This is a genomic window from Flavonifractor plautii ATCC 29863, assembly GCF_000239295.1.
Classification (GTDB): domain Bacteria; phylum Bacillota; class Clostridia; order Oscillospirales; family Oscillospiraceae; genus Flavonifractor; species Flavonifractor plautii.
In genome coordinates, this window is sequence record NZ_JH417817.1 from 12,732 (window position 1) to 13,440 (window position 709).

The 709-nt window shown below is 67.8% G+C and carries 1 protein-coding gene; it reads left to right on the forward strand.

The window, feature by feature from the left end; genetic code table 11:
* Positions 1–128: 128 nt before the first annotated feature.
* On the forward strand, positions 129–677 hold the full coding sequence (locus HMPREF0372_RS13525; RefSeq protein ID WP_007493522.1) for a DUF2284 domain-containing protein: 549 nt from the start codon (positions 129–131) through the stop codon (positions 675–677).
* The last annotated feature ends 32 nt before the right edge of the window (positions 678–709 follow it).

A 709-nucleotide genomic window follows, 5' to 3' on the forward strand; every position in this document is an offset into this window, starting at 1 on the left:
TGGCCGCCCGCGGGCGGGGACAAGCCCCACCCCTACAGAATATCCGGCCGGGCGGAAAACAGGAGTTCCCATTTGGCGGAAAATGCGCTATAATGGAACACGGAGAAAACGCCGATGGGGGCGGTTAAATGTATCAGACCAGGATAACGGCGGCGGAGCTCCCGGTGGAGCAACTGCTGGGGGAATACTGTTTCCCGGAGCGGTTCCGGGAGGCCTGCCGGGCCTGCCCGGACTACGGAAACGATTGGTCCTGCCCGCCGGGGGTACCGTCGGCGGCGGAGGCCCTGCGGCCTTTTCGGACAGCCCATGTGCTGGGCATGCAGGTATTTTATGATGCACAGACGCGCCGGGAGGTGTCCACGGCGGAGGGGGCTGAGGCGGTGCGCCGGGCGTCCTATGGACCAGCCAAGCGGGTACTGCTGGAAACCCTTCTGGCGCTGGAGCAGACCCGGAGCGGGGCGTGGACCATCGCGGCGGGACGGTGTGAGCTGTGCCCCCGCTGCGCCCGGCGGGACGGGCTGCCCTGCCGGAATCCGGGGCGGATGCGCTACTCCTTTTCCGCGTTCGGCTTTGATCTGGCGGCGCTGGCCCGGCGGGAGCTGGGCATCGAGCTGCTGTGGGCGGCCAATGGGCTGCCGGAGTACGATGTGGCGCTGGCCGCCTTTCTGGAGCGGTGAGGGACAAAAACAGGCCGGGGCGGCAGAAGCCG

What these genes read in the sequence shown, in the direction of transcription:
- HMPREF0372_RS13525 (WP_007493522.1), top strand. Translation starts at nt 129, where the DNA reads ATGTATCAGACCAGGATAACGGCGGCGGAGCTCCCGGTGGAGCAACTG.